The sequence below is a fragment of the Spiroplasma endosymbiont of Zeiraphera isertana genome (assembly GCF_964030805.1).
GTDB lineage: Bacteria > Bacillota_I > Bacilli_A > Mycoplasmatales > VBWQ01 > Spiroplasma_E.
Genome location: NZ_OZ034965.1, coordinates 269949 through 283965, shown reverse-complemented (window position 1 = coordinate 283965; position 14017 = coordinate 269949). Strand labels below are relative to the sequence as shown.

Genomic DNA, 14017 nt, shown 5'->3' with positions numbered 1-14017 from the left:
AAAAGAAAGGAATTAGCGCAATGTATAAGTATCTGAGTATTGAATCAATAATAGCAATAAAAGAATATAAAAATTATGGATTTTCGATTCGTAAAATAGCAAAAATTGTTGATTATAGTAAATCAACTGTACATAGAGTTTGTAGATTATTAAATAAAAACTTATTGCCATTAGAAATATTGAATCAATTTCAAAAAAATAAACAAAATGCAGGCAGAAAATTAATAATTTTAACTTTAACAGAAATTAATAGTATTAATCATTTGTTAATTACTAAAAAGTATGCTCTTGATATAATTGCTAACTTTTTAAAGGAAAATAAAATAAAAAGTATTTCAACAAAAACTTTATATAACATGTTTAAAACAAATCGAATGGGTTTTGATGAAAATAACTTATTGAGAAAAGGCAAAAATAAATCTCACAAACAAAAAGAAACTAGGGGCAAAATTAATAATTGTAAGTCTATTCATGAAAGAAATTTAATCATTCCTAATATTAAAAATATACAAGAATTTGGTCATTTAGAAGGTGATACTATCATTGGCAAAGATCATAAAAGTTCTATTATTACTTTGGCTGATATATGATCAAAAACCACAATTTCTTTAGTAACTAAAAATCATAAATCAGAAAATATTACAAAAAGTATAATAAAATTTATTTCAAAGTTACAAAAAGGAACAGTTAAAACCATTACTTTTGATCGTGGTAAAGAATTTAGTAAATGAAGATTAATCGAAAAAATTTGTAATGTCAAAATTTATTTTGCAGATCCTGGTAAACCTTGCCAAAGGGGTTTAAATGAAAATAATAATGGTATTTTAAGAAGATATTTACCAAAATCTACAGATCTATCTTTTAATTTTCACAAAAAATCTTGATATTACTTTTAATTTTAAATTAAAAGTAATATTTTTATATCAGGGGTGATTTTTTGTGACTAATAATGAATTAATTGATGTTTTAAAAAACAAAAAAGATGAAGAATTTATAAAAATTATTAGACATTTTAAAAATAGAATTAAACAAATTGAGAAAAAAGAAAAATTAGATGCAATTGATAAAAAATTTAAAGAAAAAGGAATTCAATGTCCAAATTGTAAATCTTATTGATGTGTAAAAAATGGTTTTAAGAATAATAAGCAAAAATATTTATGCAAAGATTGTAAAAGTAGCTTTGATGCTTTAAGAAATCATTTTTTACATTGAAGTCATTTATCTCATGAACAATGAGATTGAATAATTTGATTGTCATTGTTAGGTCAATCTTTTAATTTTCACAAAAAATCTTGATATTACTTTTAATTTAAAATTAAAAGTAATATTTTTATATCAGGGGTGATTTTTTGTGACTAATAATGAATTAATTGATGTTTTAAAAAACAAAAAAGATGAAGAATTTATAAAAATTATTAGACATTTTAAAAATAGAATTAAACAAATTGAGAAAAAAGAAAAATTAGATGCAATTGATAAAAAATTTAAAGAAAAATGAATTCAATGTCCAAATTGTAAATCTTATTGATGTGTAAAAAATGGTTTTAAGAATAATAAGCAAAAATATTTATGCAAAGATTGTAAAAGTAGCTTTGATGCTTTAAGAAATCATTTTTTACATTAGACTTGGTGCAAAACTAAGGTAATTCAAAATTATATATTCCTGCTATTAAATTAAATCTTAATGCAAATCTTCGTATTTTATTGCGATATTTTAAACTTAAAATTTTAAAACGTTTTAGTTTAGCAAATACGTGTTCAATTTTAATTCTAATTTTACTTAAAGTTTTATTGTATTCTTTTTGAATTGGTGTTAATTTATTGTATTTACTTTTTTTAAATGGCAAAAATGTATTTTTATGAATATTTTGTATACCTTGATAACCCAAATCAACAAAAACTTTTTTTCTGGATGAATAAAAGTTTTAGATTTTAGAAGCAATTTAAAATCATGAATGCTTCCAAAACAAAAAGCAGTTGAAATAATTTTTCCATTGGAAATATCAATAATTATTTGGGATTTGAGAGAATGATGTTTCTTTTTACCTGAAAAAAGTAATTTTAGTTTTTTTTAATTCTTTCAATTGGAGTTTCAGTAGCATCAATAGCTAACAAATTATTATTAGTACCTTTATTTTTTGTTAAATCTTTTTTTCCAGGTAAATTAAAAATTCCGCTTTTTATTAAAATATTTTCAATTCAAAAAATATTACGAATGCAACTAGTATGACTAATATTATATCTTTTTGCAATAACTCTATAACTACTATAGTCTTTTCAATATTCTAAAGTCATTAATAAACGCTCTTCAATTACAATTTTATTTTTTCTACCACCATAATATTTTTGTTTAGACTCAGCAATTTTTAAAATTTCAAACATTTTATAAAATGTTTGTGGCTTTATGCCGACTAAACTATAAAATTCTTGATCATCTTTATATTTTTTCAACATAATAACTATCACCTTTAATATTAATAATAATCGTTAAATTGTTAAAATTAAAGGTTTTGCACCAAGTCTAATGTAAAAAATGATTTCTTAAAGCATCAAAGCTACTTTTACAATCTTTGCATAAATATTTTTGCTTATTATTCTTAAAACCATTTTTTACACATAAATAAGATTTACAATTTGGACATTGAATTCCTTTTTCTTTAAATTTTTTATCAATTGCATCTAATTTTTCTTTTTTCTCAATTTGTTTAATTCTATTTTTAAAATGTCTAATAATTTTTATAAATTCTTCATCTTTTTTGTTTTTTAAAACATCAATTAATTCATTATTAGTCACAAAAAATCACCCCCGATATAAAAATATTACTTTTAATTTAAAATTAAAAGTAATATCAAGATTTTTTGTGAAAATTAAAAGAAAATCGCTCTCTTATAAAAGACCAATAGATTTAATACAATTATTTTAAAAAACTGTCCCATTTATATTTACAACTCAGGTTTTTTAAAACATCAATTAATTCATTATTATTCACAAAAAATCACCCCTGATATAAAAATATTACTTTTAATTTTAAATGAAAAGTAATATCAAGATTTTTTGTGAAAATTAAAACCAATTTCTAATAACATACCTTTAGTTGTTTCTTTAATTTTATTTTTAATATCTAAATTAACATTAATCATTACAAATCCTTTCTATGTATAAGCCTTATCACCTACAGTGATAAAAGGCTTATATACTACTAACTACTTATCTACTATAAGTAAGGCTTATGCTACTGTAGGTAGCAAAGCCTTGGAGGGTAGGGGTTCTAGGTGAAGGGAACCAAAATTTCTGAAATTTTCAAAGAGCAACAGAAAAATTACTATTGGAATATTCCAGCACAATAGCCTAAATAATTTTTTATTTAGTTATGGAATAATTAATTACTTTAATAAAGTGCTGGTTTAATAAAATAATTAATTATAATTGTTCAACAATTAAAAAATGAGAGTATTATCTCTCATTTAACTTCTTTTTAAATCTAACCATTAACTTTATACGCCCCGACTTTAATAACATTTTGATTTAAATGAATTTTAATTTTATTTTTATTATTAGTTTTTTCTGAAAAATCTTTTTTTGTACGGTCATTTAAAAGTTTTTTATCTTTAAATTCATTAGCAATATAATAAGGAATACCACAAGCACCAAGTGAAATATAGTTTTTTTCTTGATAAACATGGATATCAAAGTTTTTATCACTATTTTTTTCACTACGTAATAATTTACTCGCAACTCCCATCCCAGTCGCACCAGCACCAATAATAATAACTTTAATTTTCATTTTTATCATCGCTCCACTCTCATTAATTATAATATATATTTAATAAAAAAATCAATTAATAGTGTTTATCTTAAGTATTGATTCATTTTTTAACAAATTCTAAAGTAGTGTCACTAATACCCTTATCAGTTACTAAATTATATTCATTAACAACTGTGTGGTCTAAATCACCAATTAAAAAACTTTGACCGTGGTTAGCATCAAGGATAGTGTATAATGAACTTTTTTTTGGTATTTCATAGCGAATTTTTTCTTGAAATAATTCGTTAGCATTAGTGTAGTTAATAAAGTGATCATTTTGACCGTGAAGAAATAACATTGGCATATCAGGTATTAGTTTTAAATATTTAATTGGTTGTATTTCTTGTAAACCATCAACACCAAATGTTTTTTGTGCTTTTTTACGACTTAATTTCAGCATTAAATTAGTAGGTAAGAAAGCATAGTTGTATAGTTTTTCACTATAGGTACGATCTAAGCGACTAAATGTACAATCAGAAATAATGAATTTTACTTTTTGATTAATTTTATGTTTTGCATATAAATTGCTTCACATTACTACTGTTGCGCCACCTAATGAAAAACCATATAATCCTAAAGCAGTAGTTTCTTGTTTATATGTTTTACAACAGTATTCAATAATGTCTTGTAAATCTTGTGATTCTTTTAAACCAAAAGTTGTTGGTGATGCATCACTTTCACCATGGTTACGAGCATCATATCAAATAACATTGTAGCCAGCACGTAAAAAAATGAAAGCTTGTTTAAATATTCAAAATCTTGTATTAGTTATTCCGTGTAATAGAATTATTGTTTTATTATTATTTTCATTTTTAAGGGGACTTTTTAAAAGATTACCGTATAATGTTAAATTATCAATTGATGTTTTAATTGAAAAAGGAATTATATTTTCGTGTTTTTCTAGGTATTCTCAATATTCAAAATACATTGGCCATTTTGCTAATTCAATTTTAACTTTCGGTTGAAATTGTGAATTATATTGCAAGCACGCTTTAAACATTTCAATTGAATTTATATTAACTTTTTGTCTTAATTTTATTCTATTAATACTACTTTGTTTCATTTGTTTTCCTCACATTTTAGGTCATACATTTTAATAGTCGACATTACTTAGTATTGTTGGTTTTGGTTTACAACGAATATATTTTTTATATTTTTTATAAGGTATAAATTTAATATATTTGTATTTGCTAACTACGTGTTGTCCATTATTTTTACTATTTCGTCGTAAACAGGGTTTTACTTTTTTGATTTTAAAAGTACCAAAATTAGGAATAGTAATTACTTTACCTAGTTGGTTAATATTTTTAATTTCTTCAATTACACAATTAAAAACTATTTCAATATCTTGAATGTTAAATTTAGTTTTATCTGATACTCTTGCAATTAATTCTTTTGCGTTCATAAAAATCAACCCTATCTGTTTGCCCATATCCTTCTAATATTATTTTATATTATTTTATTTATAAAATGCAATCTTTAAATTTTTCGTACTTTGCTTGTTAATAATTTTACAATTAAAGTATAAAAGGCATTTTACATAATTAAAAATAATAAGAATCAAAGATAAAAATTTCTTTATTATATTCAATAGTATAAGTAAGTATATTCCTTAACTATAATTATAATTTCTATAAAATGTAATTACAAAAATAAAAGTGTTTGGCCATTGCTTTAGTTTTAAAGCAAGTGGCTTTTTATTTTTGAAAGAAAAGAAAGAGAGGTTTAAAATTATTCTAGAGATAGCGACAACAAATGTTTCAATAAGTGATATTGAAAATAAGATTAGAAAATTTAAAGAAAATTTAGAAATTTTTAAAAAAGAATTCACATTTTTCATAAATGAAAGTGTTGAGGAACAACGTAATTATAAACAAAGATATCAAGATATTTTATCAGAAGAAGAATTAGAAAATAGTAAATATGAAAAGGATTTAGCTTATAAAGAAGATGATTTAAAAAACTTAAAAAGTCATATTGAATATTTAACAAAAAGTAGCACTAATAATCAACTTAGAAATCAAACATTGGATGAAAAAATAGCAAAAGATCAAAAAGAATTAAAAATAATAAGAAAAGAAATTAAAGCTTTGCAAAAAGATAAAGAAGAGTTTAAAGAAAAAATCACAAAGATAGATAAAGATACTTTTCAAGAAACTCAAAAAAATATTGAAGATTTCCAAGCTACTATGAGAACAAAAATAAAATATGTTGAAGTAGTATCAACCTTAATTGAAGTTAATTCAAGTGATGCAAACATACAAAAGCATTGAGATGCATTATGAATCGATTATAATAATAAAGTTAAAAATGCAAAAGAAATAATTCAAATTTTAGAAACAAAAATTTCAAGTTATAAAAAACAAATTTTGGAAAACGAAAGTAGTATTAAAAACCAAAAAAAAGAAATAATATTACTAACGCAAGAACAATTAAAGTTAGAAATTGATATAAAAAAAATTAAAGATAAAATTGAAAAAAATATAAAAGAAATAAGGGATAAATTAAGTGAAATTAATAATAAAATGAATAGTTGTTTTAGTGAAAATAAATTGAATATAACCAAAAAGAGTAATGATATTATTAATTTATTTAATGAATTTAAAACTTTTCATGAAAAAATAAAAGAAGATTTTAAGTTTTTCATTACAATAAAAGAACAAATAGATAAATTTTTAGGTGAATATTTTTTTATTAAAAACTCTAAAATTGAAAATTATATATCAATAGTTGCTGATTATGATGCTGCACTTAAAATTATTATCAAGAATTTCACTACTTTTTTTGGAGAAAATAAATATGGTGAATTTTTAAAAAGTATAAAACAGTTTAATAACTATAAAGAAAGTAATGCTCAACAAGAATTACAACCATCAACTTCTAGTGATATCACTATTGATATCAATAATGAAAATAATGGTAAATGCAAATTATTTGATTTTGAAGAATTAAAATTAGAATCAGGATCAATAGTAAAAATGACTCTTAATTATTATAATTTTTTACAAGAATATAAAGGCCCATATTCTTATTTAATTTTTATTAAAGATGATAGTTTAAATGAAGGGAAGAATCAAAAAATAGCAAAAAACCTTTATTTTAATCCATTACTATTATTTGAAGATTGTAACGAAGAAGAACAAAAGATTTTTAAAAAATTACAAAATAAAATAGCAAAAAATAATAAAAAGAACTTTCTTTTTAATGAAAACAAAAAATTTGCTTTATTATGTATTAGCGAAAATGATAGTTCTCAAAATCTTTTGTTTTTAATTGATTTTACAACATTAATTAAAATTCCTAAAAAGTTTATTCCATTAATGTATGATTATCAAAAAAAATATAATTTAAATCAAAAAATATGTAAAAAAATAGTTAATAATTTTGAACAAAAAAATAAGAAAGATTATAAATTTATGTTTATAAAAGTTAGAGTACAAAACAATAATATTAAAAATTATATTAAAAATTTAGATTTATTATATGAAAAAATTTATCAACAAAAAGATCAATTACAACAATTACAACATTTATTTTTTGAATTTAATGAATTTCTTGATTTAAATAAAAAACAGCAAAGTATAAAAATAAGTGATTATGAAACTCAACAAACTAGCGAATTTCTTAAAGAAAATGATTTTTTATATAAAATGGTAAAAGAAATATCTAATATTTTAGATATAACATTAAATTCGATAAATTCAGATTGTTTGATAGGAAATTCTAATAATGTATTACAAATAGCAGATGTTGAATTAATAAACCAAGAAGTATCAGTTGGTCTAGTACTTTCTGAACAAAAGGTGGCATTTACAAATAATATATAATCAAAAGTTTTAAGCTTATAAATAATGCATATTTTCCAGATAATGAAATTATCTGGAATTTAAAATATTATTTACTTATTTTGTAATTTTTTATTTTATGATTTGAATTTATAATTTACAAATTTTGTAAAATTAACGAAGAAAGAGATTTAATAATTAAGTTTTTTGTTAAAAATTATCATATAATTAACAATGAACATCTTAATTATGGAGAAAAATATGAATAAGGATATGTATTTAATTAGAGCAGTAGAAATGGCAACAATTGCTGCTTATAAATTTATTGGTCGTAAAAATAAGAATGCTATTGACTTTGCTGCTGTTGAAGCAATGACAATTATGTTAGATAATGCCCCTAAATGTCGTATTATCGTTGGTGAAGGTGATTTAGATCAAGCACCAATGTTATTTGTTAATCAAGAGTTAGGAAAAGGAAAAACTTTAACTTATGATTTAGCAGTTGATCCAGTAGAAGGTACTGATCCTGCTGCTTATAATATTGCTGGTAGTATTGCTTGTTTAGCAGCAGCAGCACCTAATACTATTTTAAAGTTACCAGAAATGTATATGGAAAAATTATTTGTTGGACCCGATTTACAAGATGCTATTAACAATGAAGATGATTTTATTACTAATATTAAAACTATGCAAAAAATGAAAAAACATAATGATTTAATTGGTATTATTTTAGATAAACCAAGACATCAAAAAATAATTGAAAAGTTGCATGATTTAGGTATTATTGTTCGTTTAATTGGTGATGGTGATGTGCTTGCTGCTATTGATGTTATTAATAAGGAAGCAGATTTTGTTTATGGTATTGGTGGTGCTCCTGAAGGGGCATTAATGGCAGCATTAGCATTAAGTGCTGGCGGCAATATTAAAACTAAGTTGATTTACTATCAAACAATATGACCCACTGATGAAGATACTAAAATTCGTATTAATATTGAAGATATTGCTATTAAAAAATATAAATTATCATATAATAAATATTATTTTGCTAAAGATTTAGTAAAAGATGAAAATGTCCGTTTTGTTGCAACAGGTTTAACAGCTGGCGGCAGTTTAAAAGCAATTAAATATTATTACGGTACATATTATTTAAATACTTTTTTTGTTTCACATGGTGTTGTTAGAAATATGGAAGTTACTTATAGTGTTAGTCAGGTTAATAAACTATTGCCAAGTGTTGAAAAAATTATGAAAATATATAATAAATATGTTTAAAAATATTTAAAGGAGAAAATTATTTTAATTTTCAAAAAAAACTCTTGATGAAATAAAAAAAATCATCAACCTGGCCTAAAATTTGATTTTATTTAATTTTGGGATTTATTTTTTTTACAAACTGAAATATAATGCTTCAGATTTTGCATAAGGTGATATTTTATAATGTTGGTATTTAAATTTTCATAAATTGAGGTAATTTTGAATATTGGTAAATCCAATGCCATGATAATGAGTAATAAATTCTTTTAAACTTGATTGTATTTTACTGATATTACTTAAATTTTTATAATTTAATTCTTTATTTTCTTTTGATTTAAATTTCTTGAGAGTACATTTTGTTTGTTTAGCTACTGTATCATATAGTATTTGCATATCACAAACTATAATTGATTTTTCTTCGATAAGCTTAGATGTTAAATTTTCTTGTACTCATTTTTTTGTTAATCTTTTAGTATTTGTTGTTTGAGCATAAATATTTTTATTTTCATCAATTGCCATTTCAATACAACAGTTTAAATCTTTAGCATTTTCTTCAATTCATTTTTTTCTTGGATCATCTGGATTTTTGAAATTTCCTTTATGAATTTCTTTGATAAAAGTTTCATCAATTTCAATTCTACCTTTTAATTTTGTGAATGGTTTTTGTGTTTTTGCTAATTGTGATGATTTCATAAATTTTTTTTAATTTTCACAAAAAATCTTGATATTACTTTTAATTTTAAATTAAAAGTAATATTTTTATATCAGGGGTGATTTTTTGTGACTAATAATGAATTAATTGATGTTTTAAAAAACAAAAAAGATGAAGAATTTATAAAAATTATTAGACATTTTAAAAATAGAATTAAACAAATTGAGAAAAAATAAAAATTAGATGCAATTGATAAAAAATTTAAAGAAAAAGGAATTCAATGTCCAAATTGTAAATCTTATTGATGTGTAAAAAATGGTTTTAAGAATAATAAGCAAAAATATTTATGCAAAGATTGTAAAAGTAGCTTTGATGCTTTAAGAAATCATTTTTTACATTGAAGTCATTTATCTCATGAACAATGAGATTGAATAATTTGATTGTCATTGTTAGGTCAATCTGCTTATACTATTTCTCAATTTGCTAAAATTTCAAAAACATCAGCATGATTTAATCGACAAAAATTTATGAAATCATCACAATTAGCAAAAAAACAAAAACCATTCACAAAATTAAAAGGTAGAATTGAAATTGATGAAACTTTTATCAAAGAAATTCATAAAGGAAATTTCAAAAATCCAGATGATCCAAGAAAAAAATGAATTGAAGAAAATGCTAAAGATTTAAACTGTTGTATTGAAATGGCAATTGATGAAAATAAAAATATTTATGCTCAAACAACAAATACTAAAAGATTAACAAAAAAATGAGTACAAGAAAATTTAACATCTAAGCTTATCGAAGAAAAATAAATTATAGTTTGTGATATGCAAATACTATATGATAAAGTAGCTAAACAAACAAAATGTACTCTCAAGAAATTTAAATCAAAAGAAAATAAAGAATTAAATTATAAAAATTTAAGTAATATCAGTAAAATACAATCAAGTTTAAAAGAATTTATTACTCATTATCATGGCATTGGATTTACCAATATTCAAAATTACCTCAATTTATGAAAATTTAAATACCAACATTATAAAATATCACCTTATGCAAAATCTGAAGCATTATATTTCAGTTTGTAAAAAAAATAAATCCCAAAATTAAATAAAATCAAATTTTAGGCCAGGTTGATGATTTTTTTTATTTCATCAAGAGTTTTTTTTGAAAATTAAAATAAATTTTTGACGATTAAATCGTGCTGATGTTTTTGAAATTTTAGCAAATTGAGAAATAGTATAAGCAGATTGACCTAACAATGACAATCAAATTATTCAATCTCATTGTTCATGAGATAAATGACTTCAATGTAAAAAATGATTTCTTAAAGCATCAAAGCTACTTTTACAATCTTTGCATAAATATTTTTGCTTATTATTCTTAAAACCATTTTTTACACATCAATAAGATTTACAATTTGGACATTGAATTCCTTTTTCTTTAAATTTTTTATCAATTGCATCTAATTTTTCTTTTTTCTCAATTTGTTTAATTCTATTTTTAAAATGTCTAATAATTTTTATAAATTCTTCATCTTTTTGGTTTCCTGAGTTGTAAATATAAATGGGACAGTTTTTTAAAATAATTGTATTAAATCTATTGGTCTTTTATAAGAGAGCGATTTTCTGGGTGTAGAATTAATTTGAAATGCTATAAAATTTAAATCTTTTTGTTTATATGAAGATAGATCTGTAGATTTTGGTAAATATCTTCTTAAAATACCATTATTATTTTCATTTAAACCCCTTTGGCAAGGTTTACCAGGATCTGCAAAATAAATTTTGACATTACAAATTTTTTCGATTAATCTTCATTTACTAAATTCTTTACCACGATCAAAAGTAATGGTTTTAACTGTTCCTTTTTGTCACTTTGAAATAAATTTTATTATACTTTTCGTAATATTTTCTGATTTATGATTTTTAGTTACTAAAGGAATTGTGGTTTTTGATCATATATCAGCCAAAGTAATAATAGAACTTTTATGATCTTTGCCAATGATAGTATCACCTTCTAAATGACCAAATTCTTGTATATTTTTAATATTAGGAATGATTAAATTTCTTTCATGAATAGACTTACAATTATTAATTTTGCCCCTAGTTTCTTTTTGTTTGTGAGATTTATTTTTGCCTTTTCTCAATAAGTTATTTTCATCAAAACCCATTCGATTTGTTTTAAACATGTTATATAAAGTTTTTGTTGAAATACTTTTTATTTTATTTTCCTTTAAAAAGTTAGCAATTATATCAAGACCATACTTTTTAGTAATTAACAAATGATTAATACTATTAATTTCTGTTAAAGTTAAAATTATTAATTTTCTGCCTGCATTTTGTTTATTTTTTTGAAATTGATTCAATATTTCTAATGGCAATAAGTTTTTATTTAATAATCTACAAACTCTATGTACGGTTGATTTACTATAATCAACAATTTTTGCTATTTTACGAATCGAAAATCCATAATTTTTATATTAGACTTGGTGCAAAACTAAGGTAATTCAAAATTATATATTCCTGCTATTAAATTAAATCTTAATGCAAATCTTCGTATTTTATTGCGATATTTTAAACTTAAAATTTTAAAACGTTTTAGTTTAGCAAATACGTGTTCAATTTTAATTCTAATTTTACTTAAAGTTTTATTGTATTGTTTTTGAATTGGTGTTAATGGATTGTATTTACTTTTTTTAAATGGCAAAAATGTATTTTTATGAATATTTTGTATACCTGGATAACCCGAATCAACAAAAACTTGTTTTTCTGGATGAATAAAAGTTTTAGATTTTAGAAGCAATTTAAAATCATGAATGCTTCCAAAACAAAAAGCAGTTGAAATAATTTTTCCATTGGAAATATCAATAATTATTTGGGATTTGAGAGAATGATGTTTCTTTTTACCCGAAAAAAGTAATTTTAGTTTTTTTTAATTCTTTCAATTGGAGTTTCAGTAGCATCAATAGCTAACAAATTATTATTAGTACCTTTATTTTTTGTTAAATCTTTTTTTCCAGGTAAATTAAAAATTCCGCTTTTTATTAAAATATTTTCAATTCAAAAAATATTACGAATGCAACTAGTATGACTAATATTATATCTTTTTGCAATAACTCTATAACTACTATAGTCTTTTCAATATTCTAAAGTCATTAATAAACGCTCTTCAATTACAATTTTATTTTTTCTACCACCATAATATTTTTGTTTAGACTCAGCAATTTTTAAAATTTCAAGCATTTTATAAAATGTTTGTGGCTTCATGCCGACTAAACTATAAAATTCTTGATCATCTTTATATTTTTTCAACATAATAACTATCACCTTTAATATTAATAATAATCGTTAAATTGTTAAAATTAAAGGTTTTGCACCAAGTCTAATAAAACTTTAAGTAAAATTAGAATTAAAATTGAACACGTATTTGCTAAACTAAAACGTTTTAAAATTTTAAGTTTAAAATATCGCAATAAAATACGAAGATTTGCATTAAGATTTAATTTAATAGCAGGAATATATAATTTTGAATTACCTTAGTTTTGCACCAAGTCTATTCTTTTATTGCTATTATTGATTCAATACTCAGATACTTATACATTGCGCTAATTCCTTTCTTTTCTTAATTATAGAACTAACACAATTTAATTTTTATATAAGTGTCCTTTTTAATTTTACAATTAAAGTTTTTTAAAACATCAATTAATTCATTATTAGTCACAAAAAATCACCCCTGATATAAAAATATTACTTTTAATTTTAAATTAAAAGTAATATCAAGATTTTTTGTGAAAATTAAAAGAAAATTATGAATGATATTGATCGTTTACCTGCTATCCCAGTTTTAGAAAGTCAACGTTTAAAACTACGACTCATTACTTTAAATGATGCACAAGCATTATTTAATTATGCGAAGAATGAAAATATGACAAAATATGTACCGTGAAAAGCTCATAAAAGTATTAATGATAGTATTGGTTTTATTAATTCTTTATTACAAGAATATAAACAATTAAGTTCTTTAATGTGAGCAGTGCAATTAAAAGATGATGAAACCAATACGATGATCGGTACTTGTGGTTTTATTAGATATTTTGCTCATACTAAATGTTTGGAAATAGGTTATGCTTTTAATCCAAAAGAGTGGGGTAAAGGTTATGCCCAAGAGGCATTGTTGACTGCTATTAAGTATGGATTTGAAAATACTAATAGTATTAGAATTGAAGGTAGTTGTGTTAAAGAGAATATTGCTTCAGCTAAACAGATGGAAAGTGTTGGCATGAAATTTGAAGGAATTTCTCGTAGTAATTTTATTAAAGATGGTAAAGTTAGTGATTGTAAAATATTTAGTATTATTCGTAGTGAGTATTTTAAATAATATTAAAATATTATTTAAAGAGTAGCTTTATAGAGTTTTTTTTAAAAAATTATTTTTTTATTTAATACAAATATTTTTTTGCTACAATAGACTTGGTGCAAAACCTTTAATTTTAACAATTTAACGATTATTATTAATATTAA

Annotated in this window: 17 protein-coding genes and 5 pseudogenes; 10 read left to right on the top strand and 12 right to left on the bottom strand. The window is 22.3% G+C overall.

The genetic code is table 4. The features are described 5' to 3' along the window. Positions 1–20 precede the first annotated feature (20 nt). From AAHM78_RS01930 to AAHM78_RS01920, 3 genes are read left to right on the top strand one after another with little or no spacing between them, the layout of a single operon-like run. Positions 21–896 (top strand): IS30 family transposase, encoded by an 876-nt coding sequence (locus tag AAHM78_RS01930; RefSeq protein WP_342254182.1) that lies wholly within the window; start codon positions 21–23, stop codon positions 894–896. A 43-nt stretch (positions 897–939) separates the two neighbouring features. After that, positions 940–1308 carry an IS1/IS1595 family N-terminal zinc-binding domain-containing protein gene (locus AAHM78_RS01925; RefSeq protein WP_342254080.1) on the top strand — a complete coding sequence of 123 codons (369 nt, stop codon included), beginning with the start codon at positions 940–942 and terminating at the stop codon, positions 1306–1308. Positions 1309–1351: 43 nt separating this feature from the next. Next, positions 1352–1624, top strand: a complete 273-nt coding sequence (locus tag AAHM78_RS01920; RefSeq protein ID WP_342254181.1) for an IS1/IS1595 family N-terminal zinc-binding domain-containing protein — start codon at positions 1352–1354, stop codon at positions 1622–1624. Positions 1625–1637: 13 nt separating this feature from the next. On the opposite strand, the pseudogene AAHM78_RS01915 reads toward AAHM78_RS01920, so the two are convergent. From AAHM78_RS01915 to AAHM78_RS01890, 6 genes and pseudogenes are all read right to left on the bottom strand, one after another. Continuing rightward, positions 1638–1895: pseudogene (locus tag AAHM78_RS01915) on the bottom strand (transposase family protein); the annotation flags it as partial. Between the two features lie 166 nt (positions 1896–2061). Beyond that, on the bottom strand, positions 2062–2454 hold the full coding sequence (locus AAHM78_RS01910) for a transposase family protein (protein ID WP_342252923.1): 393 nt from the start codon (positions 2452–2454) through the stop codon (positions 2062–2064). A 67-nt stretch (positions 2455–2521) separates the two neighbouring features. Further along, positions 2522–2794: an IS1/IS1595 family N-terminal zinc-binding domain-containing protein gene (locus AAHM78_RS01905; protein ID WP_342254180.1), complete on the bottom strand. Its 273-nt coding sequence runs from the start codon at positions 2792–2794 to the stop codon at positions 2522–2524. 688 nt (positions 2795–3482) lie between these two features. Next, the gene (locus AAHM78_RS01900; protein WP_342254179.1) at positions 3483–3785 is read right to left on the bottom strand and encodes an FAD-dependent oxidoreductase; all 303 of its coding nucleotides are present in this window, start codon (positions 3783–3785) and stop codon (positions 3483–3485) included. Between the two features lie 70 nt (positions 3786–3855). After that, positions 3856–4884, bottom strand: a complete 1029-nt coding sequence (locus AAHM78_RS01895; RefSeq protein ID WP_342254178.1) for an alpha/beta hydrolase — start codon at positions 4882–4884, stop codon at positions 3856–3858. 15 nt (positions 4885–4899) lie between these two features. Further along, positions 4900–5211 carry an HU family DNA-binding protein gene (locus AAHM78_RS01890; protein ID WP_342254177.1) on the bottom strand — a complete coding sequence of 104 codons (312 nt, stop codon included), beginning with the start codon at positions 5209–5211 and terminating at the stop codon, positions 4900–4902. Positions 5212–5509: 298 nt separating this feature from the next. Here AAHM78_RS01890 and AAHM78_RS01885 point away from each other — a divergent pair, with 298 nt between their 5' ends. Together AAHM78_RS01885 and AAHM78_RS01880 are read left to right on the top strand one after the other, a co-directional pair. Then, positions 5510–7633 (top strand): hypothetical protein, encoded by a 2124-nt coding sequence (locus AAHM78_RS01885; protein ID WP_342254176.1) that lies wholly within the window; start codon positions 5510–5512, stop codon positions 7631–7633. 207 nt (positions 7634–7840) lie between these two features. After that, positions 7841–8863: a fructose-bisphosphatase class II gene (locus AAHM78_RS01880; protein ID WP_342254175.1), complete on the top strand. Its 1023-nt coding sequence runs from the start codon at positions 7841–7843 to the stop codon at positions 8861–8863. 114 nt (positions 8864–8977) lie between these two features. Here AAHM78_RS01880 and AAHM78_RS01875 read toward each other — a convergent pair whose 3' ends face one another. Continuing rightward, entirely contained in the window at positions 8978–9538 is a 561-nt protein-coding gene (locus AAHM78_RS01875; RefSeq protein ID WP_342254174.1) for a transposase, read from the bottom strand. A 198-nt stretch (positions 9539–9736) separates the two neighbouring features. On the opposite strand from AAHM78_RS01875, the pseudogene AAHM78_RS16610 reads away from it, so the two are divergent. From AAHM78_RS16610 to AAHM78_RS01865, 3 genes and pseudogenes are all read left to right on the top strand, one after another. Continuing rightward, positions 9737–9859: pseudogene (locus AAHM78_RS16610) on the top strand (transposase-like zinc-binding domain-containing protein); the annotation flags it as partial. A gap of 84 nt (positions 9860–9943) precedes the next feature. Beyond that, positions 9944–10309 (top strand): hypothetical protein, encoded by a 366-nt coding sequence (locus tag AAHM78_RS01870; RefSeq protein WP_342254173.1) that lies wholly within the window; start codon positions 9944–9946, stop codon positions 10307–10309. 15 nt (positions 10310–10324) lie between these two features. After that, positions 10325–10585, top strand: coding sequence for a hypothetical protein (locus tag AAHM78_RS01865; RefSeq protein WP_342253872.1), 261 nt, complete (start codon positions 10325–10327; stop codon positions 10583–10585). Between the two features lie 18 nt (positions 10586–10603). Here the strand turns inward: AAHM78_RS01865 and AAHM78_RS01860 are convergent, their stop codons facing one another. The 5 genes and pseudogenes from AAHM78_RS01860 to AAHM78_RS01845 all read right to left on the bottom strand — a co-directional run bounded on the left by AAHM78_RS01860 (position 10604) and on the right by AAHM78_RS01845 (position 12811). Then, positions 10604–10759, bottom strand: coding sequence for a hypothetical protein (locus AAHM78_RS01860; RefSeq protein WP_342254172.1), 156 nt, complete (start codon positions 10757–10759; stop codon positions 10604–10606). An 84-nt stretch (positions 10760–10843) separates the two neighbouring features. Then, positions 10844–10930: pseudogene (locus tag AAHM78_RS16605) on the bottom strand (transposase-like zinc-binding domain-containing protein); the annotation flags it as partial. Between the two features lie 146 nt (positions 10931–11076). Further along, positions 11077–11976 (bottom strand): annotated as a pseudogene (locus AAHM78_RS01855) (IS30 family transposase); the annotation flags it as partial. Between the two features lie 17 nt (positions 11977–11993). Beyond that, positions 11994–12359, bottom strand: a complete 366-nt coding sequence (locus AAHM78_RS01850; protein WP_342254981.1) for a transposase family protein — start codon at positions 12357–12359, stop codon at positions 11994–11996. Between the two features lie 59 nt (positions 12360–12418). Continuing rightward, positions 12419–12811 carry a transposase family protein gene (locus AAHM78_RS01845; protein ID WP_342254171.1) on the bottom strand — a complete coding sequence of 131 codons (393 nt, stop codon included), beginning with the start codon at positions 12809–12811 and terminating at the stop codon, positions 12419–12421. 75 nt (positions 12812–12886) lie between these two features. Between AAHM78_RS01845 and AAHM78_RS01840 the strand changes: the two are divergent. After that, positions 12887–13036, top strand: a pseudogene (locus AAHM78_RS01840) (transposase); the annotation flags it as partial. Positions 13037–13304: 268 nt separating this feature from the next. After that, positions 13305–13874, top strand: a complete 570-nt coding sequence (locus AAHM78_RS01835; RefSeq protein ID WP_342254170.1) for a GNAT family protein — start codon at positions 13305–13307, stop codon at positions 13872–13874. Positions 13875–14017 lie beyond the last annotated feature (143 nt).